Source organism: Mixta calida, from assembly GCF_002953215.1.
Taxonomy (GTDB): domain Bacteria; phylum Pseudomonadota; class Gammaproteobacteria; order Enterobacterales; family Enterobacteriaceae; genus Mixta; species Mixta calida.
Map to the genome: position 1 here is coordinate 2,321,290 of NZ_CP026378.1, position 24,496 is coordinate 2,345,785.

The window sequence follows — 24,496 nt, forward strand, 5'->3', positions numbered from 1 at the left end:
ATTTCCCAGAAGTGGGATTAAAAAAAAGCCCGCATCGGCGGGCAAGTCATACTGGAAGCAATGTGAGCAATGTCGTGCCCTCTCCGGTAGAGCCACCGTCGAAGCGCAGAGGAATAATAATCATTCTCAATATCGTTTGTAAACCCTTTTGTTGAGAATTTTTCTCATTCCCACAACGCGCCTGAAGGAATAGTCCCTGAACGGGGTGGAATGGTGGAAAAAACAGCGTCCGTCCCGGCAAATTTTGGGTCAACTTGCAGAGTGCGATACACTCAGCTTGTCTACCCTTGAATGTTGACTTTCTATGCTGAAATTATTATCCGGGCTGTTGTCAGGGCTTGCGCTGCTCGGCGCGGCAGCGCATGCCGCGCCGCCAGAAGATATTCGTAACGGCGGTTTCGTCTACTGCGTCAGCGGCGTCATGAATACCTTCAATCCACAGCTGGCCAGCAGCGGCCTGGTCGTTGATACCCTTTCCGCTCAGCTCTACGACCGCCTGTTGGATGTCGATCCCTATACCTATCGTCTGATCCCTGAACTGGCGGAACGCTGGGAGACGCTGGATAACGGCGCCACCTACCGTTTTCACCTGCGCCGTCACGTTCCGTTCCAGAAAACCGCCTGGTTTACCCCGACCCGCACCATGAACGCGGACGACGTGGTGTTCAGCTTCGCGCGCATATTCGATCGGCAACATCCCTGGCATAACATCAACGGCGGCGATTATCCCTATTTCGACAGCCTGCAATATGCCGATGCGGTAAAAAGCATCAGAAAAATCGACAACGATACCGTCGAAATCCGCCTGAAAGGACCGGACGCCTCGTTTCTCTGGCATCTGGCGACCCACTATGCGCCCGTGCTGTCGGCGGAATATGCCGATCGCCTGGCGGCGCGCGATCGCCAGGAAGAGTTGGATCGCCAGCCGGTCGGCACCGGGCCGTTTATGCTTAACGAGTATCGCGCCGGGCAGTATGTGCGCCTGGAACGCAACCCTGACTACTGGAAAGGCCTGCCGCGCATGCCGCAGGTAGTGATCGATATGGGCGCGGGCGGCACCGGCAGGCTGTCGAAACTGCTGACCGGCGAATGCGATGTGCTCGCCTACCCTGCCGCCAGCCAGTTAACGATTCTGCGCGACGATCCTCGTTTGCGTTTAACGCTGCGTCCGGGCATGAACATCGCTTATCTGGCGTTCAACACGCGCAAAGCGCCGCTCGACCGCGTCGAGGTGCGTCAGGCGCTGGCGCTGGCGATCAATAATGAGCGCCTGATGGAGTCAATCTACTACGGCACTGCGGAAACCGCCGCATCGGTGCTGCCTCGCGCCTCATGGGCCTATGACAGCGAAGCGCGCATTACCGAATATAATCCCGATAAGGCGCGGGAGCAGCTGAAAAAGCTGGGGCTGGAGAATCTGGAGCTGAGCCTCTGGGTGCCGTCGGCGTCGCAGTCGTGGAATCCGAGTCCGCTGAAAACCGCCGAGCTGATTCAGGCCGACCTGGCGCAAATAGGCGTACGCGTCTCTATCGTGTCGGTGGAAGGCCGCTTTCAGGAGGCGCGCCTGATGGAGATGAATCACGATTTAACCCTGACCGGCTGGGCCACCGACAGCAACGACCCGGACAGCTTTTTTCGGCCGCTGCTGAGTTGCGCCGCCATCAATTCTCAGACCAATTACGCGCACTGGTGCAATACTGAATTTGATGCCGAACTGCATCAGGCGCTGCTGTCTCAGCAGCTCGCGGCGCGTATTGAAGGCTACGATCGCGCGCAGCAGATTCTGGCGCGCGAGCTGCCGGTGCTGCCGCTCGCCTCTTCCCTGCGTTTGCAGGCCTACCGGCACGATATTAAAGGCCTGGTGTTAAGTCCGTTTGGCAATGCATCCTTTGCCGGCGTACATCGTGATAACGGCGAGGAGTCGAAACCGTGATTATCTATACGCTGCGTCGTCTGGTGCTGCTGCTGGTGACGCTGTTTCTGTTAACGCTGGTAGCCTTCAGCCTGAGCTATTTCACGCCGCACGCGCCGCTGCAGGGCGCTTCCCTGCTGGACGCCTGGTGGTTCTGGTTTACCGGCGTGCTGCAACTCGATTTCGGCGTCTCCAGCATCAACGGCCAGTCGATCAATTTGCAGCTGCACGAGGTGTTTCCCGCCACGCTGGAACTTTGCATCCTGGCGTTCAGCCTGGCGCTGCTGCTGGGCATTCCGCTGGGCATTATCGCCGGCGTGATGCGCAATAAGTGGCAGGATCGCGCTATTGGCGCCTCCGCCCTGCTCGGCTTCTCGATGCCGGTATTCTGGCTGGCGCTGCTGCTGACCCTCTTTTTCTCGCTCAACCTTGGCTGGCTGCCGGTGAGCGGCCGCATCGACCTGCTGTATCAGCTGAAGCCAGTGACCGGCTTCGCCCTGATTGACGCGTTCATCAGCGATTCGCCCTGGCGCAATGAGATGATCGTCAGCGTCATTTTGCATATGGTGCTGCCGGTCACCGTGCTGGCGGTCGGCCCGACGACCGAAGTAATCCGTCTGCTGCGCAACAGCACCAGCGAGGTTATCGACGCCAACTATGTCAAAGCGGCGGCGACTCGCGGCCTGTCGCGCTTTACGGTAATTCGTCGTCACGTACTGCACAATGCGCTGCCGCCGGTGATCCCGCGGCTGGGATTGCAGTTCGCCACCATGCTGACGCTGGCGATGATCACCGAGGTGGTGTTCAGCTGGCCTGGGCTCGGCCGCTGGCTGGTAAACGCCATTCGTCAACAGGATTATGCCGCGATCTCCGCTGGCGTGATGGTGGTCGGCGGTCTGGTGATTACGGTGAATGTACTGTCAGATATTTTGGGCGCCATGATGACGCCGCTGAAACATAAGGAATGGTATGCCCTTAGATAATATCTACGCCGAGAAGCGCCTGCCCAGCCCCTTTCGTCACATCTGGCGCCTGTTTTACCATGATACCAGCGCCATGGTGGGTTTCTACGGCTTTATCGCGCTGCTGTTTCTCTGCCTGTTCGGCGGCTGGCTGGCACCGTATGGCCTCGATCAGCAGTTTTTGGGCTACCAGCTGCTGCCGCCTTCATGGTCGCGTTATGGCGACGTCTCCTTTTTCCTCGGCACCGACGATTTAGGACGTGATGTGCTGAGTCGTCTGTTAAGCGGCGCGGCGCCGACCGTGGGTTCGGCCATCCTGGTGACGCTGGCGGCGGCGCTGTGCGCGGTCGTGCTGGGCGTGCTGGCGGGTATTACTCACGGCCTGCGATCGGCGGTGATGAACCATATTCTCGATACGCTGCTGTCGATCCCGTCGCTGCTGCTGGCGATTGTGGTGGTCGCCTTTATGGGACCGCGTCTGGAGCATGCGCTGCTGGCGGTCTGGCTGGCGCTGTTGCCGCGCCTGGTGCGCGCGATCTATACCGCCGTGCACGATGAGCTGGAGAAGGATTATATCGTCGCCGCCCGTCTCGACGGTGCCACCAACGGCAACATTCTCCGGCACGCCATTCTGCCTAATATCCTGCCGCTGCTGGTAAGCGAGTTCACGCGCGCGCTGTCGATGGCGATCCTGGATATCGCCGCGCTCGGCTTTCTCGATCTCGGCGCGCAGCTGCCCTCGCCCGAATGGGGCGCAATGCTCGGCGACGCGCTGGAGCTGATCTACGTCGCGCCCTGGACCGTCATGCTGCCCGGCGCGGCCATTATGCTGAGCGTATTAATTATCAACCTGTTAGGCGACGGAATTCGCCGCGCCATCGTGGCGGGAGTGGAATAATGCCGTTACTTGATATCCGTAACCTGACCATCGAATTTATGACCGCCGACGGGCCGGTGAAAGCGGTCGACCGCGTTAACCTGACGCTGAGCGAAGGCGAAATCCGCGGGCTGGTGGGCGAATCGGGCTCCGGTAAGAGTCTGATCGCCAAAGCGATCTGCGGAGTGACCAAAGATAACTGGCGCGTCAGCGCCGATCGGATGCGCTTTAATGACATCGATCTGCTTCGCCTGTCGCCACGCGAGCGCCGCCGCATTATCGGCCACAACGTATCGATGATTTTTCAGGAGCCGCAATCCTGTCTCGACCCATCGGAAAGAGTGGGCCGCCAGATTATGCAGGCGATCCCCGGCTGGACTTACAAAGGGCGCTGGTATCAACGCTTCCGCTGGCGCCACGCGCGCGCTATCGAACTGCTGCATCGCGTCGGCATTAAAGATCATAAGGATATTATGCGCAGCTATCCCTACGAGCTGACCGAAGGGGAATGCCAGAAAGTCATGATCGCTATCGCGCTGGCGAACCAGCCGCGTCTGCTGATCGCCGATGAGCCGACCAACGCCATGGAGCCGACCACTCAGGCGCAAATTTTCCGTCTGCTGAGCCGGCTCAACCAGAATAATAACACCACCATTTTGCTGATTAGCCACGACCTGCGCACCATGAGCCAGTGGGCCAACCGCATCAATGTGCTTTACTGCGGACAGACGGTGGAGACCGCCTCCAGCAGCGATCTGATCAATACGCCGCATCATCCGTATACCCAGGCGCTGATTCGCGCAATGCCCGATTTCGGTAGCGCGCTGCCGCATAAAAGCCGTCTGAACACCTTGCCGGGCGCGATTCCGTCGCTGGAGCATTTGCCTATCGGCTGCCGTCTGGGCCCGCGCTGCCCCTACGCGCAGAAGAAATGCATCGAAACGCCGCGCCTGGCTGGCGCGAAGAATCATCTTTTCGCCTGCCACTTTCCGCTGAATATGGAGAAGCCCTGATGGTTGAGACCCTGCTGGAAGTGCGTAACCTCAGCAAAACTTATCGCTATCGCACCGGGCTGTTTCGACGTCAGCACGTTGAAGCGGTTAAGGATGTCAGCTTTACGCTGCGCGAGCGGCAGACGCTGGCGATCATCGGCGAAAACGGCTCCGGCAAATCGACGCTGGCGAAGATGCTCAGCGGCATGGTGGAGCCGACCGCGGGCGAAATCGTCATTAACGACAGCCCGCTGCACTACGGCGACTACAGTTTTCGCAGTAAGCTTATCCGCATGATTTTTCAGGACCCTTCTACCTCGCTGAATCCGCGTCAGCGCATCGGCCATATTCTCGATTTTCCGCTGCGTCTGAACAGCGATCTCGACGCCCAGGCGCGCGAAAAGCGCATTAACGCCACGCTGCGCCAGGTGGGCCTGTTGCCCGACCACGCTGCCTATTATCCGCATATGCTGGCGCCAGGTCAGAAACAGCGCGTTGGCCTGGCGCGCGCGCTGATCCTGCAACCGAAAGTGATTATCGCCGATGAAGCGATGGCCTCGCTCGATATGTCGATGCGTTCGCAGCTGGTCAACCTGCTGCTGGAACTGCAGAATAAGCACGGGCTTTCCTATATTTTCGTTACTCAGCATCTCGGCATGATGAAGCACATCAGCGATCAGGTACTGGTGATGAGCCAGGGGGAAGTTGTGGAGCGCGGCGGCACCGCCGATGTGCTGGCCGCTCCCCTGCACAACCTGACACGCCGCATGATCGCCAGCCACTTCGGCGAGGCGCTGACGGCGGACGCATGGCGCCGCGATCCGCCGGTTTAAATGCCTGGCCTTATTCACCTGCTGCGGCGCTTTTCGCCAACCGACAGGTCGGATTAACGCTATCTCCAGACTCGTGCTAGAATCGCCGGGTCGATTAACGCGGCTGCGCATTTTTTAAGCTTTGCGGCCGCCAACAACAATGACCATAAGGATTACAGCTATGGGTTTTCTTTCCGGTAAGCGCATTCTGATTACTGGCGTTGCCAGTAAACTCTCCATCGCCTACGGTATTGCACAGGCGATGCACAAACAGGGCGCGGAACTGGCTTTCACCTATCAGAACGATAAACTGAAAGGCCGCGTTGAAGAGTTCGCTAAAGAACTGGGCTCCGATATCGTTCTGCCGTGTGACGTTGCTGAAGATGAGAGCATCAAAGCGCTGTTTACTGAACTGGCAAAAACCTGGCCTAAATTTGACGGTTTCGTTCACTCTATCGGCTTCGCCCCAGGCGATCAGCTGGATGGCGACTATGTGAACGCCGTCACCCGCGAAGGTTTCAAAATCGCGCACGACATCAGCGCCTACAGCTTTGTGGCGATGGCGAAAGAGTGCCGTGCGATGCTGAACCCGAACTCAGCGCTGCTGACCCTGTCTTACCTGGGCGCAGAGCGCGCGATCCCGAACTACAACGTCATGGGTCTGGCGAAAGCGTCTCTGGAAGCGAACGTACGCTACATGGCGAACGCGATGGGTCCGGAAGGCGTGCGCGTCAACGCCGTTTCCGCCGGTCCGATCCGTACCCTGGCGGCGTCCGGCATCAAGGACTTCCGTAAAATGCTGGCGCACTGTGAAGCGGTTACGCCGATCCGTCGCACCGTGACTATCGAAGACGTGGGCAACTCCGCGGCCTTCCTGTGTTCCGACCTGGCTGGCGGCATCACCGGCGAAGTGGTTCACGTTGACGGCGGCTTCAGCATCGCTGCAATGAACGAACTGGAACTGAAATAAGGTTCTTTGGGCGAGGCGTCAGTCTCGCCCGCTTTCCCCCCGCGCTTTTTCTCGCCTCTCACGTTATAGCTTTCCGCTATTTATTATCGCTGAACATTCTTTGATGCCACCTTTCGCTTGTTGCAGGATAGTCCTGCCATTCTGACCCGAATTTACGGCGTTTTCTGCTGTGTTTTAATGCATCGGGTTTGCTCATTTGTGAAAGGAACGCGCATGGAACCACGCCGTTATTCCGGCAACAGCCACTGGTATCATGAAACCCAGGCCAGCTATCGCGCTGAACAGGCGCCCCCGCTTTATCCCGAAGCGGCGCGGGCTGACGATCGTTTTTTACTCGGCCTGCAACAGCAGGGCGACGCCCTGGCCCCGCTGTTTCATCATTTTCGTCAGTCGTTACAGGCGGGACAGGCGCTCAGCCTGCTGCTGCTGCCTGACAGCGTGACGCCGACGCTCACCCACACGCTGACGCTGTACGATAAGCTCGCCACCGCGTTAACGGTGGCGCAGGTCAACAACATCCAGCGACTGTGCAACCACTACGCTGCGCGGCTTAATCCCCTCTCCGGGCCCGACTCGTCGCGCGAAAGCAATAACCGTCTTACGCAGATGACGCAGTTCGCCCGTCAGCTCGCCAGCCAGCCCGCGGTGATCGATGCCGCCGCGCTCCAGCGGCTTGATGAGGTAGGGCTGACCGCGCCTGATATCGTCACAATCTGCCAGATTATCGGCTTTGTCAGCGCTCAGGCGCGCGTGGCGGCTGGCGTGCAGGCGATGATCGGTCTGCCGGTGTGCTGGCTGCCGGGCCTGAATGAGATGATCGATGCGGAAGCGCAGCGCTTTGCTACGCAGCGCGCCTGGCGTCCGCGTTTGCCGCCGCTGGAACGGCGCTACGCCAGCCCACAGCAGCTGGCGGCGATTGAAGCGGCGCAGGAATCATGCGCGCTGACGGAAATGGCCTGGCTGCTCGCATGGGATGAACAGGCGCTGCGCGTCTGGAGCGACTGGCACTCCACCCTGTCGCCCGCAACGGATCTGGAGCGGCTGGCGCAGGCGGTGGCGGCGCGCATCAACGGCAGCACGCTCTGCTTTGAAAGTTATCGCGGTCCGTATGCGGATGAATTACGTCAGGGCGTTGAACATGCGCTGAACGCCTGCCGTCGTGAGCCGTTAATGCAGGCGCTGATCCCGTTCGCCGCCCAGCTGACGCGCGCGCCGGATCGCCTTAGCGCCGCGCATTTGCAGCCGCTACTGGCGCAGGGTGTGTCGCAACAGCAGCTGTTCGCGCTGGTGTTGCGCGTGGCGCTGGCGGGTTGGAATAACCGGCTGGTACAGGCGCTTGGCGAGCATTAACCCTCACTGAGAATGCGCCGCACCTCATCAAAGAAATGCTGCGACAGCGGCGTGGCGCGTCCCGGTTCGGCAATGACCACCGCCGCATGACGCGCCATCGGCGCGATCGCCAGCGGACGCCGGTGCAACGCCGGGTTCATATCAGGCAGCAGGTGCCCCACCGGGGAGATCAGGCAGCCCAGCCCCACCTGTACCCCTTGCAGCAGCTGAAATATTGAGGTGCTCTCCATAATTACGCGCTGTGTCACGCCCGCTTCGCGGAAGCTGGCGTCGAGATAGCGCCGAAAATAGCGGGTTGGCTCCGCCAGGCAGAGCGGCAGCGTAGCGATATCCGTGACGCGCAGCGTGTCATACGCGTCCAGCTCAGGAAAATGGTCGGGATGGTAAACCAGTTCCACGCCGTTATCGGTCAGGGACTCCGCCTGAAAATGCAGCTCGCGCAGTGTCGCCAGTTCAAAAAAGCCGATGCCGACATCCACGGTATGGCTGTTAAGCGCCTCCAGCAGCTGATCGGCGCTGAGCACCGCGATGCGGTAATCAAGCTGCGGATAACGATCGCTGACCATCTTGAGCAGCAGCGGCAGCGAGACGCTGCACTGCGGCACCACGCCGATCCGCAGCGTGCCGTTCACGCCATGCTTCAGCGACTCCACTTCAAGCTTTAGTCCCTGATAAACCGATACGATCTCGCGCGCCCAGGCGAGCACCCTTTCGCCTTCAGCGGTAAAACCATCAAAGTTATTGCTGCGGTTGATCAGCGACAGGCCTAATTCGCGCTCCAGATTCTTCAGGCGCATTGAAAGGGTCGGCTGGCTGACAAAGCTGGCCTCCGCGGCGCGGCCGAAATGACGCTCACGCTCCAGATTGCACAGATAAATAAGTTGTTTTATATCCATAGTTATTATAATTCAGTAAGTTAGGATAGATAAAATCGGGGTGCGTGAAAATTATGTACTCGCAGGCGTACTGACTTAAAATTTAACATGCCTTCCTGATGGGTTATCCGTCGAGCAGAGGGACCTCTGGTCTCTTTATAGCGTGATTATCTTAGCATACTCACTATCTGCCTCCGAGATTGCTGCCATGCAGGCTTTTGCACAAAGCTCTTTGTGCTAACCATGGGACAAAAATAAAACGCCATAGCTGGTCTGAAGACACTGAAAGACCGTTGTTAAAAAGGCGGTCAAAGGCCGCCATCATTCGTTTCGCGCTTAAAACGGTAAAAGTTTACGCATTGAATCTGTAGGTCACCCACTCGGTGCCATTCCAGATGGCGCCCTGCGGATTAGCTGGCACCAGCTCGGTATGATAGGTCAGGCGTTCTCCAGGGTAAGGTTGATAATTTTTACTGATATTCGAACTCAGGTTCATTTCCTTCGCGGCGCTGCCAAATAACTTTTTACCCATTCCATAATGGTTGGCGCCCTCCAGACGCAGAGGCCCTTCTACAGTTGTGCCAGAGAGGATCAACGGCGCATCTTCGCTGTCATCCCGCACGTTGCGAAAAGTCAGCCCCCAGGCTTTGGTATTGGTAGTGCCGCCCTGTAAAAGCGCAACCTTGCGCACCTCATTGCCAATAACCTGTACGTTATCAAGCGTCATTTCCCCATTACCCCAGGTCTGGATAAGCGAACTCGCCAGGCCGCCTGTAAGCGGCGTTTCACCGGTTTCGTACTCCACAAAGCGAATGGTAAGGTTACGAAGCTGAGTGTTGCTGCCGACATCATAAATAACAGGTGCAGTAAAATCGGCTTTCACCAGGAAGGTGTCACCATCACTGACAAAACCCCGAACATTCGGTGTGGTGCCCGTCGTCAGCCATAAGGGATACATTTTGCTGGCGCTGGTGATGCCTGGATAAGCCCCCTCCTGGTTTTTAGGCCATGCATGGAAGGTATTATCACGAGAATGCACCAGGGCATAGGTGTGTTGGGAACGCAGCGCAACAGCGCCATACAGACGGTTCCCGGAGAAAAGAAAATAGCCGCGTCCATCGATAGCAACGACGCCCGCATTGCCCTCGCTGGCGCTGTTCTGGTTGTTGCCAAAATCAATCAGAAACACCTGTTCTCGATTCAGGTTAAGAAACGTGTTGTTGCAGATGCGCGCCGAATCCTGGCCGCGAACAACCATGCCCGCTGAATTACTCCCTTTCGTCAGCATCACCGTATTATTGGTAAAGCTCAAACCTGCGGATTTGGGGCTTGGCGCGACGCGGTTAAAAATATCCGCCCCGCCATCGACGATAAGCATACAGGAATCAATCGTCACGCCTGTTGTCGCCGCTGAGATAAGCGCACCGTCTTTAGCCGTAAAGGTACAGCCATGCGCTGTCAGTCCCGCTTTATCCGGGGCTGCGCCGCCATACCCCATCTGAGCGTTCTGTAAGTTATCTGGTCTGAGATCGAAATCTTTCGCACTCAGAATAGCCGTAATCGAGGAAAACCCAAGCTGAGGGTTACGCATCAGCCCAGCTGCCGGATCGCAGATGCCGAAAGTCCCGGTGCAGCCATGAAGCCGCATACGGCTGTTTGACGTCTGAAAAGGGATATAGCAGTCACGTACCTGAACGTTATAAAGCGTAACCTCAACATAATTTTCCGCCTTAACGCCCAGCGTATATCCCTCTACCTGACAGTTAATAATGGCATTGCCGGAAGCGATGCGATCGGTGCTTAGCTGTGATTTATTGGCTTCATGAAGATTAAATAAAACATTTGGCACATATTTAGGAAAAGCGAGCTTATTTTGTGACCAGGTCGTTTCATGGTCGACAGGATATTCTTGCCAGATGCCAATATAGCCGCAAATGCCGCCTTTGGTTTGCGTACCCTTCGGCGTAACATAATCAGCCTCAAAGCGACGGGTATTACGTACGGTTGTGCCATCTACCACCATGCCATAGCAGGAGCTGGCAAAAATAAAGCCGCCGGCATGATCCGCGTTTTCAGCGCCGTTAGCCGAGGCAACAACCTGGTTAGCGCTGATATTTTCACCGAGACAATTCTGAATACGCGGGCGATAGCATTTAAGCAGGCGAATGCCATTGCCGTAATTGTTTTTAAACTCGCAGTCGATAAGCTGAAAATAGACGGCGTACTGTACATCCATAAGCCGCGCGCCATTTCCCCAGGGCTTAGCATGGTTGACGCCCGGATTTGCGGCCGTACCGCCCTGATAAGACTGTTTGCTGTAGTCGAATCCAAGCCCTTTGATAGTAAAAGGCGGAAACGGACAGTTGTCCTCAGTTGGGCTATACAGGCTTTCAGAGGCGTTATTATCCTTAACCTTCGCAATCGCGCCTGAACCTGAGCCAAAGAACTGGAAATGCCTTATTTCGTTATACCAGCCGTTGGTTGTTACGCTGGTCACATTAATCAGCGTCTTCTGTTCCCCCTGGGATGGAAAATCATTGGTGTCTTTAGTACGACCATATTTTAGTACCGGCCGCGTCACCTTCTCACCGGCGTCATTCTCTACGGTTTGGGTCGATGCAGTTGCCAACCATAATGCCAGCGCTTTGATATTGTTAAACGAAGCCACCAGCCCGTTTACAACCTGTGCGCCTTTATCACCCGCTTTCGCCGTATATTTCACGGTCTGACCAGCAACAATAAAGCTAAAAACCGTACCGGTAGGATACACGTCATTAGTGGTTAGCGTCGGGTCAGGCGTAATGGTGACAAAAGCGGGATCGGGACTCGTATAGACAGGGGCTATATCTTCCGGCACCAGTACGCAGCCATAGGCATCGATAATGCAGCCAGGATCCTCTGGTTTGGCCACCAGTAAAATACGCGCCTCTCCGGTATCAGCGGAACCAATACGCCGGGACGTTTCAAACCCGCTGCCAATATTGACCTTGCCGACGGGCATTTTGATGGTTCTTCCTGTTGACAGACCATACTGCCAGGCTTTAATCAAATTTTTACGGCAATCGGTTTTCCCATCGGCGACCACACCGAACCAGGAGGCCTGGATATCGCCGGTAAACTGACGTTTCATCCGCTTATTGTTTGCTGCGATTATCGTTAAGGCTTCGTCTTCAGCCGTCTCTGTATCATCAGGATCGTATTTAAAGAAGCCGTCATTAAAAAAGACCATGGCGCCACGCTGTGGATCCATATTTTTAATTTGTTGAATGTTTTCAGCGGTACTGTAACCCGTATCAGGAAGCGCCTGTACTGCGGTTTGCGTTGTTTGGGTTGTCATTGAGGTTTCCTTATTGCAGAGAAAATAGTGGAATAAATAAATCTGTTTTCTGAACGATGGATTAAATAACGGTAAAACGTCATAGATTGATTCAGGCATTTCCCCCGATAATGCTGTTCAAGTCTGGTTATTACTGTCTGGCGGGTTCGACTCGGTTTTTGCGGATGAGATAATTCTGCTCAGCGATGTCAGTAAAGATGAGCTGACCGGTTATTCAGATAAAAGCTGCCGACTGCGCATGTCCCAGCCGGTTGCGTTGCCGCACAAAATAATGCACGCGTGCCGCCGCTGCGTTTGCGAGAAACGCACGATGAGTTATCGAAAGCAGTAAAAGCGCGACGGCTGAGGTGTAAAAAAGGCCGCCCGGAGGCGACCCTTGGTAAGGATTATAGAGGAGCCGCCGTCAGAGGCTTTCCCTGCCTGCGGATTCGGAGGCCGGTGCTGTCCATCTTGTCGACGGCGGCTGGAAATACTATACCCCCATAAAATGCCGAAAACGAAAAATACAGAGTATGCCTGGATGACGTTGCACCTTATTCAATGCTGCGCTGGCCCTGGTTCACCGTCGCGTTATCGATGATGCGAATTGCCGTACCGTCCTGCTGCTTGATGATATTCAACGGCACGCCGTCTGATTTACGCGTCACCAGTACGTTAATGTCTTTTTCATCATCACAGTGACAGTCACCCTGCGACGAGAGCGCAACTGCGGCTTGCTGTGTTGATAACAGTCCCGCGTTGGCGGCGGGCCGGGATGGTAAAGAGCGATGCCGCAGATGCGGCGGCCAGCAGCGCTGGCGTTGTTCTTTGCTAAGCATTGCAGTCAGGTTTTCCTGGCTACCTCTGTCGGCAGCGCCTCTACTCGAGGAGATGCACATGGCGTCCCTTGAAGCTATCGCGCCGATTAACCTGCGTTCATGTTTAAAATCTCTGGCTGACGCTTTCCTGTCTGCCCACTGCACGCTATAATTAAAGAACACTTAAATTATCTATCTAAAGGAAACTTAAGTCAAGCAGATTTAAGATATCTTAACTATGACAATGAAAACGATTGGCGATCGCCTGCGCGCGAGACGCAAAGAGTTAAGGTTAACGCAAAAGGATTTAGCGTCGCGGGTGGGTGTTTCTCATGTCGCCATCTCGCAGTGGGAAAAGACGAGACCGCGCCCAGAGGCGATAACCTGCTTCGTCTGTCGGAAGCGCTGGGCTGCGCGCCCGCTTATCTCCATACGGGTGATGGCGCAGCGACGAATGTCGCCCCCGGTTCGATAGATTTTCGCGCCGTGCCTGTTATTAGCTATGTGCAGGCCGGTTACTGGACGGCTGAGTGCACAATCCGTTCTATAGAGGGAGATATAGAGTTTCTGCATACAAATATGGAACTATCAGACTCAGCTTTTACCTTGATTATCAAGGGAAACTCAATGGAACCGGATTTTCGTGAAGGCGATGCGGTGGTGATCGACCCTGAGGTGATCCCGCTTCCCGGCGACTTTGTGGTAGCGAAGAACGGTGAAGAAGAAGCGCTGTTTAAAAAGTATCGACCGCGCGGCGTTATCGCGGGCCAGGAGGTATTTGAGCTGGTTCCGCTTAATGAAGATTACCCCACTCTGCGTTCGGATCAGGTACCAATACGTATCATCGGCACCATGATTGAGCATCGCAGATACCGAAAAAGACGCTCCTGATAGCATATTCAACCCGCCAACGTGCGGGTTTTTATCCCGTTTCTTATACTCACCCACCTTACTACCTAACATTTAAGCAAATCTGTAATATTTAAGTTATCTTAACATATCATCTTGACTATATATTTAAGTTATCTTAAATTAAATATAGCGACAGGATCTGTGTACCTCAAACAGCGTTGCCCTCACTACGTCAGGCGCGACCAGTGCGCAGAGTAAAAGACAAAAACAACGTCTTTAACCCGGACAGTTTCAGGAGATGTCTATGACCACTATTATTTACGGTCAGTCAATCGCAGTAAATGCCAGGGCACGTCGTCATGCTCGTCGCCGTGCCGCCGCACTGGAACGCGATTCTCTGGAAAAGATCGTGGATGCGGACGTTAGCGTGCGACCAGTCGTTGATGCACCGACAACATCGCATCATCTGAGCCGTATTGATAAGGCAGTTAACTCCCCTTCACTGCGCGAACGCAATAAAAGCGGGACAGTTTGCCTGCCAGCCGTAGCGCTTTATGCGGGAGGGAGGCGCAAGCACTACAAAAGAAAGGAATAAGAGCGGCAAAGGAGGTTTGCCAGGTCAGCGGGTCAGGCAGACCTGCTTTTAGCGGTAAATGTCAGGCGCGCTTTATCACAGGACGCGCCTTTCATGATTAGCCATTTACTGATGATTCGATTTCTCGCCGAAAAAGTAGAATCCCAGCGGCAGAGAGAAGATAAGGGTTAGCACCAGGGTATAGACGATAACCATCGCACCCTGTAACAGATACATCTGCATTGACCACTCCGAGAGCGGCAGGTTGTACTCTTCGATGACGCCGCCGATAGTGGCGCGAATAAGGATCGCTAACGCCACGCAAAATACAGCGGAAATGGAGAGCAAAAACTTTTTACCTTCAGGCCGTTTTAATTTCTCGCGTATCACATCTTTTCTCCTGTGAGAGATTATCGCTGCGCGCTACTTTACCATTAATGACGTTTTATTACCCGCCCCGACGCTTTTTTTGCCGTTAAGGAAACGCCGCCATCGTACTGTCAGCCACCCTTTGGCGCTTTCACAGCCTCTCCCCTTCGCGCCTACTTAATTGTCAACAAAATAATTACAAAGTTAATTATTACGTTGTGCTGGACAACGCTATCATCTCTTCTGGTAAGGTATGCGCCACAAACGCCAGGAACAGGAAACCGCCATGCTGTCTACTCTCATCTATCGCAGCCATCTTTGTGATGACGTTCCGGTAAAAATCCTGGAAGAGATGGTGAGCAAAGCCAATAAGCTCAACGAATCTTATGATGTTACCGGCATTCTGCTGTTTAACGGCACGCACTTTTTCCAGGTTCTGGAAGGTCCCGAAGAGGCCGTACTCGCCATTTACCAGCGCATCTGTAACGATCGCCGCCACCATAATCTGGTGGAGTTGTTACGCGACTACGCGCCTTCTCGCCGGTTCGGCAACGTCGGGATGGAGCTGTTTAATCTGCAAGAGTATGACCCGGCCTCGGTGTTACAGGCGGTGCTGGATAAAGGCACGACTAAATACCAGCTGACCTATGACGACAGAGCGCTACTCTTTATCCGCACCTTTGTCGAGGCGCGGGAAAAAGAGAACTATTTTGAAGTGCCGCCAGCGGATGCCTGGGATTTCCTGATCGACGAAGAGACGCATCCGGCGAAAGAAACCACGGTCTCCGATACACAGCCCTGGCACTACGCTTTTCAGCCGATTATCGACCCTTTTTCACGATCTATCGTCTCGCTGGAAGCGCTGATGCGCAGCGCCGAGGGTGGCTCTCCCCGCGCCTGTCTCACGCAGCCCGATCGTGAAGCCGCTTATGAGATCGATCTGAAATCGAAGAAACAGGCTTTCGCGCTGGCGAAAAAATTTGGCGTCGATGGGCTGACGCTTTCAATCAACCTGTTGCCGATGTCGCTGGTGGTGGTGCCCAGAGCGGTTGAGTTCCTACTGGAGGAAATTGCGGCGCATGGCCTCGTGCCTGAGCAAATCACGGTTGAGCTGACCGAAAATGAAGTGATTTCGCGTGAGGAAGCGTTCGAAACGGCGATTAAGCAGTTAAAAGCGGCGGGCATCAGCCTGGCGATCGATAATTTTGGCGCCGGCTCGGCGGGCCTGCTGCTGCTGACGCGCGTTCAGCCCAATAAGATCAAAATCGATCGCGATATCATTCACGACGTACATAAAAGCGGCCCTAAACAGGCGATTGTTCAGGCGATCATAAAATGCTGTTCGTCGCTGGAAATTTCAGTGATTGCGGAAGGCGTAGAGAAACCTGAAGAGTGGATGTGGCTCGAAGCGGCGGGCGTCTATAACTTTCAGGGGCCGCTGTTTGCCAAACCGAAACTGAACGGCATTGCGGCCGTCGCCTGGCCGGAGAAGAACTAAAGTAAAGGGCGGCTTCTGCCGCCCTTTATCTCGATGTTGTTAAATGGACAGAAACGGATCAGCGCTGGCGCCGGTCTGTGCCTCTGCGCATTATCGAAAAGCGCTAACCTGACCTTATCAGGCGTGGCTTGCCGCCGCCTTTTCCAGCGCCGCCTGAATGGCTTCCGACAGCTCATTGATTTCAAACTTGGCCACGTAGCCGTCAGCGCCCACTTTACGGACGTGCTCTTCGTTCGCGCTGCCGGAAAGCGAAGAGTGAATGACTACCGGAATTTTTTTCAGATGTTCTTCGCGTTTAATATTGCGCGTCAGGGTAAAGCCATCCATCTCCGGCATCTCCAGGTCGGTCAGCACCAGCCCGATACGGTCGCTGATCGGCTGCCCCGCCGCCTGCGCTTCCAGCGCAATCGCCTTAATGTTTTCCCAGGCCTCCAGACCGGTGGTATGCATAATCGCCGGCAGGCCCATGGTTTTCAGCCCCTGCTCCAGCATTGAACGCGCCACTTTTGAATCTTCCGCCACGATCACCGACGCGCCCGGTTTTATTTTAAACGCGCGCTCCTGGATTTCCTTCGGCGCCGCGTCGCGTACGGAAGGAATAATATCGTAAAGGATCTGCTCTACGTCCAGTACCATTGCCAGACTGTTGCTCTGCCCGTCGCTGTCCAGGCAGGCGATGCTGGTAATATTACGGCTGCTGACGCCCGACTCGGCGGTATGCACCTGACTCCAGTCAAGACGCACGATATTGTCCACCGACTCAACGGCGAACGCCTGGGTGCTGCGCGCATACTCGGTCACCAGCAGCAGATTGAGGCCGCTAGTAGGCGTGCAGCCGGCAACGGCAGCCAAATCGATAACCGGGATAATCTGTTCACGGATATTGGCCATGCCGAGCAGCGGCGACTGCATGCCCGCCGCGCGGGTGATAGTCGGCATCGGCACGATTTCGCGTAGTTTAAAAACGTTAATGCCAAACAGCTCTGCTTTCTCGCTATCGGGAGACGATCCCAGCCGGAATAATAACAGTTCGAATTTGTTAGATAAGGCGAGATTCGCTCTCTCATCAATATCTTTCTGGAAGTTATCCATTTTTACCTCTGGGTTATTATTGTGGCTGGCTCAGGCTCACAATGCGATTTCTGTAGGGCGTTTCAGCCGTTTCCGGCCCGATAACGTTTATGCTTATGCTGCCGCTCTAATAAGTTATCGGCAGATAAAAATAAAAATACAGAGGCAAAGCGCTATCTCTCTGCGCTTTCTGTTCTATTACTCACAGTTTGGCGAGAAGAAAACGGCAGAGATCCGGGTAACGACGGGCAATAATGCGTGAATGCAGAGGGCGAAAAAAACCCCGATCGGGTCAGATCAGGGTTATCGGCATTAACAGGGGAAGGATTAATGTTTGCCTTCGGTATCGTAGGGATCGCCCGTATCATCACCGCTGTCATCGCGCTTACGCGGGATTTCTCCTTCCTGATCCGGCGCGCCGTTGGCGGCAAAATCATCTTCTTCATAAGGATTAGGCGCGTGCGGCGCATCTTCAGGCAGACCGTGATGCTCATTATCGTCCGGGTAAGGCTTGTTGTGATCGGGGCGTTCTGACATAGGTTCCTCCATTAACTCAGGTAAGTTAATAAAGTATAGGCGATAGCCCGGGATAGCGCTGTGGCGGGAGCGGAGAAGACGGTAATCGTGGTCCGGCGGCAATCGATATCTCAGCGGTGCTCGGCGGGTTGACCGATCGGGCAAATAAAAAGGCCACCCTCAGGTAGCCTTCTGTTTAAATTTAATTTTATTTATAGTGCTACTGAAATAAAGCGATATCAGTATGGGGTTCCCCTGGTGTGGCGGTACTCGCGTACCATCTGCTCGTTTACGGACGCAAATTTCGGACTGCAAGCAGCATTTAGGTGGTTTTATACAAAACCGGACGAACCGTAACCGAGCAGACGCCGCCATTATTTATAAAATTAATTTATGGTTCTACTCCCCTAAAGTACAGGTCAACCCCTGACTATAGTCAATCTGACATAACGTCGAAAAAAACCTCATCGCCCTGCAAGCCGCGCCCCGCCTCATTTTTTCGACAATGGCGCATAAATATGGAACCGATTTCAGACGACGCCCAATGCTGTTTTTACCTCGTTAGCAATTTTTTCAACCTGCGGTCCATAAATAACCTGCACGTCATGGTCGCTGACACGGTTGACGCCGTTGGCGCCGGTGGTCATCAACGTCTGGTCTACCACCTCTTTCATATCTTTCACCCGCACGCGCAGGCGTGTAAAGCAGCAGTCGACCTCTTCAATGTTCGCTTCACCACCGAGGCCGCTGATGATTACACGGGTACGCTCATCGGCGCTGACCGCCTGCGCTGGCGCCTCTTGATCTTCCGATTCGCGTCCTGGGGTTTCCACATTCATGCGCCTGATAACAAATTTAAAGCCGTAATAATAGAGCGGCGCGTAGACAGCACCGAGCGCCAGCGTCCACCACCAGTGGGTTTTCGCGCCGCCGAGAATGCCAAATACCACCAGGTCGATAGCGCCGCCCTGCACGTTGCCAATCATCAGATGCAGCGCCGACATCAGCATAAACGAGAGGCCGGTCAGCAAGGCGTGCAGCACATACAGCACCGGCGAGACGAAGATAAAACAGAACTCCAGCGGTTCGGTAATGCCGGTGGTAAATGAGGTGAGCGCGCCAGCCAGCACCAGCGCCTTGACGCGCTGCTTATGCTCCGGGCGCGCGGTGTGGTAGATCGCCAGCGCCGCAGCCGGCAGGCCAAACATCATCACCGGAATTTTCCCCTGCGCGAGAAAGCGCGTGGCGCCGCGCACGGTTTCATCGGGAATGGAGCCGGGATGGGTCAGCGAGGTGTTGAAAATATTAAGCGCGCCGACGATGGTTTGGTTATCCACGGTAGCGATGCCGCCGATCGGCGTAAAGCGCACGGTTTCATTGAGAATATGATGCAGCCCGGTCGGGATCAGCAGGCGTTCGCAGGTGCCAAGCAGAAACGCGCCGTACTGCCCGCTTTTGCCGATAAACTCCCCTACCCAGGCGATGCCGGCGCCGATAGTCGGCCAGATTAACGCCAGCAGCACGCCCACCAGCGGCAGCACGACGACGGTAACGATCGGCACGAAGCGCCGACCGCCGAAGAAGCTGATCGCCGTCGGCAGCTGCTGGGTATAAAACCGGTTATGCAGCATTACCGTCAGCAAACCGGCAATCACCCCGCCCAGCACGCTCATGTTGAAGGTGAAGATGCCCAACATCTGGATATATTCCGCCGAGGTCATCATCGCGGCGGTCTGATCCATTCCGGCCCGTTGCAGCGCCTCTGGCGTGGTGGTCTGCGCCGTCAGCCCTTTCGCGGCGAGCGTGGCGCTAATGCCGACATGCATGGCGATAAAACCGATAACGGAGGCGAACGCGGCGGTCGGCTTTTCCGCTTTCGCCAGGCCGATGGCGCTGGCAACGGCAAAAAAGACCGGCAGGTTGGCGAACAACGCCCCCGCCACTTTACGGATAAAGCCGATAATAATTTGCGGCGTCTGCATATTGGCGAACGCGTCGCCGGTTATGGCGGGATTCTGCATGGCCGCAGCGACGCCCAGGAAAATACCGGCTGCGGCTATGACAGAAATAGGCATCATCAATGCTTTGCCGAACGCGTGAACTTTACTGGTAAAATCTTTCATAAATCGTCTCTGTTGCTGGCCAGAAAGCTTCAGTATTAGCCAGTGAGACGCTTAGCACCGCACAGCCCGCTGCGGTCAACGAACAAAGTTTGAACAACCTCACATTTTCCCGCCGCGCGATAAAGGAAAACTATCACACCATTAAGTCAATCAATTAGACAAAATATTTAACTCGCCGCAGACTCCTCCGCAAAAGAAGCAATAAATAATTAACAATTCATACACACCAGAAACCTGCACTCATCATGAAATTTAAATCGCAAATTAAACCGTACCAGGCCGCGGCGGGCGGCTGGGGCTCTCTCGAAGCCACGACCCGTTTCGTTATCGACAGCAAACAGGCGCTGAAAAATATGCGTAACCTGATGCGCATGAATAAGGCCAAAGGCTTCGACTGCCCTGGCTGCGCCTGGGGCGACGACAACAAAAGCACCTTCAGCTTCTGTGAGAACGGCGCCAAGGCGGTGACCTGGGAAGCGACGCGCCGCTTTATCGACGCCGAGTTTTTCGCCGCCCACAGCGTGAGCAAACTCTATGCGCAGAGCGACTATTTTCTGGAATATCAGGGCCGCCTGACCGAACCGTTGCGCTATAACCGCCTGACCGACCATTACGAGCCGATCAGCTGGGACAACGCTTTCGCGCTGATCGCCCAGCATATTCACGCGATGGATAACCCCAATCAGATGGAGCTCTACACCTCCGGGCGCGCCAGCAACGAAGCCTCCTGGCTCTATCAGCTGTTTGGCCGCATGGTCGGCACCAACAACTTCCCCGACTGCTCCAATATGTGTCACGAAGCGAGCGGCAGCGGCCTGAAGCGCAGCATCGGCGTGGGCAAAGGCACTATCCGTCTGGATGATTTCGATCACGCGGACGCGATTTTCGTCTTTGGTCAGAACCCTGGCACCAACCACCCGCGCATGCTGCACAGCCTGCGTCACGCCGCCGATCGCGGCGCGAAGATCGTCACCTTCAACACCCTGCGCGAGCGCGGACTGGAGCGTTTCGCCGATCCGCAAAAACCGCTGGAAGTGGTGACCTCGAAAGCGGGCGCCATCAGCTCTACCTATTACCAGCCGAACCTGGGCGGCGATATGGCCGCGGTGCGCGGCATGGTCAAGGCGCTGGCGGAAACCCATCGCGCCCGCATCGCCGCGGGCGAAAAAGGCCTGTTTGACGAAGCCTTTATTAACGCGGCGACGCAGGGCGTGGAAGATTATCTGGCGGCGGTAGACGCTACCAGCTGGGAGCAGATCGAGCAGCAGTCTGGCCTGAGCGAGCAGCAGCTGCGCGAAGCGGCGGCAATCTATCAGAGCGCCGATCGCGTTATCTGTACCTGGGCGATGGGCATCACGCAGCATAAACACTCCGTCGACACCGTGCGCGAGATTGTTAACCTGCAGCTGCTGTTTGGACAGCTCGGCAAGAAAGGCGCCGGCCTCTGCCCGGTGCGCGGCCACAGCAATGTGCAGGGCAACCGTACGATGGGCATCGATGAGAAGCCGTCTCAGGCGTTCCTCGACGCGCTGGCGAATCACTTCAATTTCGAACCGCCGCGCGCGCCGGGCCACAACACCGTTGAAGCGCTGGAAGCGATGCTGCGCGACGAGATCAAAGTGCTGATCGCGCTGGGCGGCAACCTTGCCGCCGCCGCGCCGGATAGCCCGCGCACCGAAGAAGCGATGCAGCGTTGCGGCCTGACCGTGCATATCAGCACCAAGCTGAACCGCAGCCATCTGGTGCCGGGCAAAGAGAGCCTGATTCTGCCGACGCTGGGCCGTACCGAGCAGGATATTCAGGCGACCGGTTCGCAGTTTATTACCGTAGAAGATTCTTTCAGCATGGTGCACGCCTCTGAAGGCGTCGGCAAACCGCTGGCCGATACGCAGCGTTCTGAAACTGCTATCGTGGCAGGCATCGCCAATGCGGTGCTCAGCAGCTTTAAGGTCGACTGGCTGGCGCTGGCGGCGGATTACAACAAAATCCGCGATCATATCGCCGCGACCATCCCGGGCTTTGCCGATTTCAATAAGAAGTGCGAGCAGCCGGGCGGCTTCTATCTGGGCAACGCCGCGGCGGAGCTGCGTTTCAACACGCCGGGCGGCAAAGCGCATTTCAGCGCCGCCGCGCTGCCGACCTCGCTATTCCCGCAGCTGGGCGACGTCAAAGTGCCGTTTACGTTGCAGTCGCTGCGCTCGCATGACCAGTACAACACTACGATTTACGGCCTCGATGACCGTTATCGCGGCGTGTACGGCCAGCGCGAAGTGCTGTTCATCAACCCGGAAGATATGAGCGAACTGGGCTACGAGGCCGGTCAGAACGTTGATATCGAAACCCTGTGGAATGACGGCATCACCCGTCGCGTCAGCGGCTTTAAGCTGGTGCCTTATAACATTCCGCGCGGCAACCTGGCGGCCTACTACCCGGAAACCAACCCGCTGGTGCCCCTTTCCAGCTTTGGCGACGGCAGCGGCACGCCGACCTCCAAATCGGTGCCGGTGAAAATTTCTTTGACGCCTGAAGTGGTCACGCAGCGTATTGCCTGATAGCCTGTAAGCCCGTGTAAAAAGCCGGATCTTTCCGGCTTTTTACGTTTATTACACCTTGCCGCAGAACAGGTAATCGCGTAAAACTGTCTGCCGCTCTTAGGCCACGAAACTGAATTCAACTATGTTCCAGGATAATCCGCTGCTTGCGCAGCTCAAAGAGAAGCTCCATGCCCAGACGCCGCGTGTCGAAGGGTGGTAAAAGGCACCGAAAAAGGTTTCGGTTTCTTAGAAGTCGATGCGCAGAAAAGCTACTTTATTCCGCCGCCGCAGATGAAAAAAGTGATGGCGGGCGACCGCGTTATCGCTGCGTTGCAAACCGATAAAGACCGCGAAATCGCCGAGCCGGAGACGCTGGTTGAGCCATTCCTGACGCGCTTTGTTGGCCGGGTGCAGAAAAAAGATGACCGCCTTTCTATCGTTCCCGATCATCCGCTGATTAAAGACAACATTCCCTGCCGTCCTGTGCGTAGCCTGCAACATGATTTTCAGGCAGGCGACTGGGCCGTGGCGGAAATGCGTCGCCATCCGTTAAAAGGCGATCGTGGATTTTACGCGGAGCTTACCGAATTTATCACCACCGGCGACGATCATCTGGCGCCGTGGTGGGTGACACTGTCACGTCACAATCTGGAGCGCGAAGCCCCAGCGGTTGAATTCAGCGAGATGCTGGACGAGCAACTGGCACGCGAAGATCTCACCGCGCTCGATTTCGTCACCATCGACAGCGCCAGCACCGAAGATATGGACGATGCGCTCTATGTCGAAGAACTGGCGGACAACGCGCTGCGTCTGACCATCGCCATTGCCGATCCGACCGCCTGGGTGCCGGCCGACAGCAAGCTGGACGCCATGGCCGCCGAGCGCGCGTTCACCAACTATCTGCCGGGCTTTAATATCCCGATGCTGCCGCGCGAACTTTCTGACAACGTCTGCTCACTGCGTCCCAACGAACGCCGCCCGGCGCTCGCCTGTCGCGTTACCGTGGCGCAGGACGGCGCGCTCTCCGACGTGCAATTTTTCGCCGCCTGGATCGAATCGAAAGCCAAGCTGGTTTACGACGAGGTTTCCGACTGGCTGGAGAACAGCGGCGAATGGCAGCCGCAGAGTGAAGCGATCGCGCAGCAGATCCGTTTACTGCATCGTCTCTGCCAGGCGCGCGTCCAATGGCGCCAGCAGCATGCGCTGGTGTTTAAAGATCGCCCCGACTACCGCTTCCTGCTGGGTGAAAAAGGCGAAGTGCTGGACATTATCGCCGAGCCGCGCCGCATCGCCAACCGCATTGTGGAAGAAGCGATGATCGCCGCCAACATCTGCGCCGCGATGGTGCTGCGCGAGAAGCTTGGCTTCGGCATCTATAACGTTCACCTGGGCTTCGATCTTGCAAATGCCGAACAGGCGGCGGCCGTGCTGGCGAACCACGGCGTGACCGCCGACGCCGCCGCGATGGCGACGCTGGAAGGTTTCCGCGAGCTGCGTCGCCAGCTGGACGCGCAGCCGACCCAGTTCCTCGACAGCCGTATCCGCCGCTTCCAGTCGTTTGCGGAAATCAGCACCGAGCCTGGCCCGCATTTCGGCCTCGGCCTTGAAGCATACGCCACCTGGACTTCCCCGATCCGTAAGTATGGCGATATGGTCAACCATCGTCTGCTGAAAGCGATTATCCGTGGTGAAAGCGCCCAGCGCCCAACCGAAGAGGTGACGCTGAAGATGGGCGAGCGTCGTCGTCTGAACCGTATGGCTGAACGCGACGTTAGCGACTGGCTCTACGCGCGCTTCCTGCAAAAAGCGGCGGGCAGCGATACCCGTTTCAGCGCCGAGATCATTGACGTTTCCCGCGGCGGCATGCGCGTGCGCCTGCTGGATAACGGTGCCGTCGCCTTTATTCCGGCCCCGTTCATTCACGCCGTGCGCGATGAGCTGGTATGCAGCCAGGAAAACGGTACGGTACAGGTAAAAGGCGAAGTGGTGTATCGCGTGACCGACGTGATTGAGGTGACCATCGCCGAAGTACGGATGGAAACTCGCAGCATCGTCGCACGTCCGGCAGCCTAATT

At 56.0% G+C, this 24,496-nt stretch carries 18 protein-coding genes and 2 pseudogenes; 13 read left to right on the plus strand and 7 right to left on the minus strand.

Going from position 1 to position 24,496, the window contains the following annotated elements:
* Window positions 1-304: 304 nt before the first annotated feature.
* From sapA to C2E16_RS10985, 7 genes are all read left to right on the plus strand, one after another.
* Window positions 305-1,933: an ABC transporter substrate-binding protein SapA gene (gene sapA / locus C2E16_RS10955; protein WP_038625975.1), complete on the plus strand. Its 1,629-nt coding sequence runs from the start codon at window positions 305-307 to the stop codon at window positions 1,931-1,933.
* Complete coding sequence (sapB, locus tag C2E16_RS10960; RefSeq protein WP_038625974.1) at window positions 1,930-2,895, plus strand: putrescine export ABC transporter permease SapB; 966 nt, start codon at window positions 1,930-1,932, stop codon at window positions 2,893-2,895. The genes sapA and sapB overlap by 4 nt, the downstream gene beginning before the upstream one ends.
* Window positions 2,882-3,772: a putrescine export ABC transporter permease SapC gene (sapC, locus tag C2E16_RS10965; protein ID WP_038625972.1), complete on the plus strand. Its 891-nt coding sequence runs from the start codon at window positions 2,882-2,884 to the stop codon at window positions 3,770-3,772. Before sapB ends, sapC begins: the two co-directional genes overlap by 14 nt.
* Window positions 3,772-4,764, plus strand: coding sequence for a putrescine export ABC transporter ATP-binding protein SapD (sapD, locus tag C2E16_RS10970; RefSeq protein ID WP_038625970.1), 993 nt, complete (start codon window positions 3,772-3,774; stop codon window positions 4,762-4,764). The genes sapC and sapD overlap by 1 nt, the downstream gene beginning before the upstream one ends.
* On the plus strand, window positions 4,764-5,576 hold the full coding sequence (gene sapF / locus C2E16_RS10975) for a putrescine export ABC transporter ATP-binding protein SapF (RefSeq protein ID WP_038625968.1): 813 nt from the start codon (window positions 4,764-4,766) through the stop codon (window positions 5,574-5,576). The genes sapD and sapF overlap by 1 nt, the downstream gene beginning before the upstream one ends.
* Window positions 5,577-5,736: 160 nt before the next feature.
* Window positions 5,737-6,525 carry an enoyl-ACP reductase FabI gene (fabI, locus tag C2E16_RS10980; protein WP_038625966.1) on the plus strand — a complete coding sequence of 263 codons (789 nt, stop codon included), beginning with the start codon at window positions 5,737-5,739 and terminating at the stop codon, window positions 6,523-6,525.
* 213 nt (window positions 6,526-6,738) lie between these two features.
* Window positions 6,739-7,875 (plus strand): CMD domain-containing protein, encoded by a 1,137-nt coding sequence (locus C2E16_RS10985; protein WP_038625964.1) that lies wholly within the window; start codon window positions 6,739-6,741, stop codon window positions 7,873-7,875.
* Here the strand turns inward: C2E16_RS10985 and C2E16_RS10990 are convergent.
* From C2E16_RS10990 to C2E16_RS11000, 3 genes are all read right to left on the minus strand, one after another.
* A complete protein-coding gene (locus C2E16_RS10990) occupies window positions 7,872-8,771 on the minus strand; it encodes a LysR family transcriptional regulator (RefSeq protein ID WP_038625962.1) in 900 nt (299 codons plus the stop codon). The genes C2E16_RS10985 and C2E16_RS10990 overlap by 4 nt on opposite strands.
* A gap of 331 nt (window positions 8,772-9,102) precedes the next feature.
* Window positions 9,103-12,186, minus strand: coding sequence for a hypothetical protein (locus C2E16_RS10995; protein WP_144380558.1), 3,084 nt, complete (start codon window positions 12,184-12,186; stop codon window positions 9,103-9,105).
* 434 nt (window positions 12,187-12,620) lie between these two features.
* Window positions 12,621-12,905: a hypothetical protein gene (locus C2E16_RS11000; RefSeq protein ID WP_038625958.1), complete on the minus strand. Its 285-nt coding sequence runs from the start codon at window positions 12,903-12,905 to the stop codon at window positions 12,621-12,623.
* A gap of 223 nt (window positions 12,906-13,128) precedes the next feature.
* Between C2E16_RS11000 and C2E16_RS21135 the strand changes: the two are divergent.
* The 3 genes and pseudogenes from C2E16_RS21135 to C2E16_RS11010 all read left to right on the plus strand — a co-directional run.
* Window positions 13,129-13,206: pseudogene (locus C2E16_RS21135) on the plus strand (DNA-binding protein); the annotation flags it as partial.
* Window positions 13,207-13,232: 26 nt separating this feature from the next.
* Window positions 13,233-13,775 (plus strand): S24 family peptidase, encoded by a 543-nt coding sequence (locus C2E16_RS11005; protein WP_257152218.1) that lies wholly within the window; start codon window positions 13,233-13,235, stop codon window positions 13,773-13,775.
* A 265-nt stretch (window positions 13,776-14,040) separates the two neighbouring features.
* Entirely contained in the window at window positions 14,041-14,331 is a 291-nt protein-coding gene (locus C2E16_RS11010; RefSeq protein ID WP_038625954.1) for a transcriptional antitermination N peptide, read from the plus strand.
* 105 nt (window positions 14,332-14,436) lie between these two features.
* On the opposite strand, the gene C2E16_RS11015 is transcribed toward C2E16_RS11010, so the two are convergent.
* Window positions 14,437-14,700, minus strand: coding sequence for a DUF2534 family protein (locus C2E16_RS11015; RefSeq protein ID WP_038625951.1), 264 nt, complete (start codon window positions 14,698-14,700; stop codon window positions 14,437-14,439).
* Window positions 14,701-14,965: 265 nt separating this feature from the next.
* On the opposite strand from C2E16_RS11015, the gene C2E16_RS11020 reads away from it, so the two are divergent.
* Complete coding sequence (locus C2E16_RS11020) at window positions 14,966-16,177, plus strand: diguanylate phosphodiesterase (protein ID WP_084970161.1); 1,212 nt, start codon at window positions 14,966-14,968, stop codon at window positions 16,175-16,177.
* Window positions 16,178-16,294: 117 nt separating this feature from the next.
* On the opposite strand, the gene C2E16_RS11025 is transcribed toward C2E16_RS11020, so the two are convergent.
* The 3 genes from C2E16_RS11025 to C2E16_RS11035 all read right to left on the minus strand — a co-directional run bounded on the left by C2E16_RS11025 (window position 16,295) and on the right by C2E16_RS11035 (window position 19,887).
* Window positions 16,295-17,269 (minus strand): chemotaxis protein, encoded by a 975-nt coding sequence (locus C2E16_RS11025; protein ID WP_038625949.1) that lies wholly within the window; start codon window positions 17,267-17,269, stop codon window positions 16,295-16,297.
* A gap of 306 nt (window positions 17,270-17,575) precedes the next feature.
* The gene (locus tag C2E16_RS11030; RefSeq protein WP_038625947.1) at window positions 17,576-17,785 is read right to left on the minus strand and encodes a hypothetical protein; all 210 of its coding nucleotides are present in this window, start codon (window positions 17,783-17,785) and stop codon (window positions 17,576-17,578) included.
* Window positions 17,786-18,294: 509 nt separating this feature from the next.
* The gene (locus C2E16_RS11035; RefSeq protein ID WP_038625945.1) at window positions 18,295-19,887 is read right to left on the minus strand and encodes a PTS transporter subunit EIIC; all 1,593 of its coding nucleotides are present in this window, start codon (window positions 19,885-19,887) and stop codon (window positions 18,295-18,297) included.
* A gap of 245 nt (window positions 19,888-20,132) precedes the next feature.
* On the opposite strand from C2E16_RS11035, the gene C2E16_RS11040 reads away from it, so the two are divergent.
* Window positions 20,133-22,439, plus strand: coding sequence for an FdhF/YdeP family oxidoreductase (locus C2E16_RS11040; RefSeq protein ID WP_038625943.1), 2,307 nt, complete (start codon window positions 20,133-20,135; stop codon window positions 22,437-22,439).
* Window positions 22,440-22,563: 124 nt separating this feature from the next.
* Window positions 22,564-24,494 (plus strand): annotated as a pseudogene (locus C2E16_RS11045) (exoribonuclease II).
* The last annotated feature ends 2 nt before the right edge of the window (window positions 24,495-24,496 follow it).

Coding starts and splice junctions, on each gene's coding strand:
- sapF (WP_038625968.1), top strand. CDS start 4,764: ATGGTTGAGACCCTGCTGGAAGTGCGTAACCTCAGCAAAACTTATCGC.
- C2E16_RS11010 (WP_038625954.1), top strand. CDS start 14,041: ATGACCACTATTATTTACGGTCAGTCAATCGCAGTAAATGCCAGGGCA.
- C2E16_RS11025 (WP_038625949.1), bottom strand. CDS start 17,269: ATGGATAACTTCCAGAAAGATATTGATGAGAGAGCGAATCTCGCCTTA.
- sapA (WP_038625975.1), top strand. CDS start 305: ATGCTGAAATTATTATCCGGGCTGTTGTCAGGGCTTGCGCTGCTCGGC.
- sapC (WP_038625972.1), top strand. CDS start 2,882: ATGCCCTTAGATAATATCTACGCCGAGAAGCGCCTGCCCAGCCCCTTT.
- C2E16_RS11020 (WP_084970161.1), top strand. CDS start 14,966: ATGCTGTCTACTCTCATCTATCGCAGCCATCTTTGTGATGACGTTCCG.
- C2E16_RS11000 (WP_038625958.1), bottom strand. CDS start 12,905: ATGCTTAGCAAAGAACAACGCCAGCGCTGCTGGCCGCCGCATCTGCGG.
- C2E16_RS11035 (WP_038625945.1), bottom strand. CDS start 19,887: ATGAAAGATTTTACCAGTAAAGTTCACGCGTTCGGCAAAGCATTGATG.
- C2E16_RS10985 (WP_038625964.1), top strand. CDS start 6,739: ATGGAACCACGCCGTTATTCCGGCAACAGCCACTGGTATCATGAAACC.
- C2E16_RS11040 (WP_038625943.1), top strand. CDS start 20,133: ATGAAATTTAAATCGCAAATTAAACCGTACCAGGCCGCGGCGGGCGGC.
- C2E16_RS11030 (WP_038625947.1), bottom strand. CDS start 17,785: ATGTCAGAACGCCCCGATCACAACAAGCCTTACCCGGACGATAATGAG.
- C2E16_RS10995 (WP_144380558.1), bottom strand. CDS start 12,186: ATGCCTGAATCAATCTATGACGTTTTACCGTTATTTAATCCATCGTTC.
- C2E16_RS10990 (WP_038625962.1), bottom strand. CDS start 8,771: ATGGATATAAAACAACTTATTTATCTGTGCAATCTGGAGCGTGAGCGT.
- sapD (WP_038625970.1), top strand. CDS start 3,772: ATGCCGTTACTTGATATCCGTAACCTGACCATCGAATTTATGACCGCC.
- fabI (WP_038625966.1), top strand. CDS start 5,737: ATGGGTTTTCTTTCCGGTAAGCGCATTCTGATTACTGGCGTTGCCAGT.